The following is a 373-nucleotide window of genomic DNA, read 5'->3' as shown; positions in this document are numbered from 1 at the left end:
TTTCTTTCACAGGAATTTCTGAAGAGGATTTTGATAAATTGCTGATTGGAGTTCACTCGCGCTCTTGATGCCGATAAGCGTAAAAATTACCAAAAAAATCGAGCAAGCCGTCAGAGACGTCCAGGCGGTGTGCGTTTAGGTGTTTTGTCTACTCCTGAGCTAAAGCTTTTCTTCATTTTGTTCTACCTAAAGAACTACCCAACCTTCGATATTATTGGCGGTATTTTCGATATCAGCGCTTCGAAAGCTAAACAAAATGTTACAAAGCTACTGCCAATCCTCAGGCAAGCCGAGAAAAATTTAGGTGTTTTGCCGCATCGTCATTGTAACCGTTCACGGCCTCCTGAACCCGAACTAGCTGACCCCTTTGGTC

The 373-nt window shown here is 43.4% G+C and carries 1 protein-coding gene; it reads left to right on the top strand.

Annotated features, from left to right (window positions below; all coding sequences use genetic code 11):
* Nucleotides 1-45 precede the first annotated feature (45 nt).
* Nucleotides 46-373, top strand: a 328-nt coding sequence (locus VBE63_RS31245; RefSeq protein ID WP_323686814.1) for a transposase family protein, incomplete at its 3' end; no start/stop codon positions are given.

Source organism: Lamprobacter sp. (genome assembly GCF_034860625.1).
GTDB lineage: Bacteria > Pseudomonadota > Gammaproteobacteria > Chromatiales > Chromatiaceae > Lamprobacter.
This window is presented reverse-complemented; position numbering and strand designations above follow the sequence as displayed.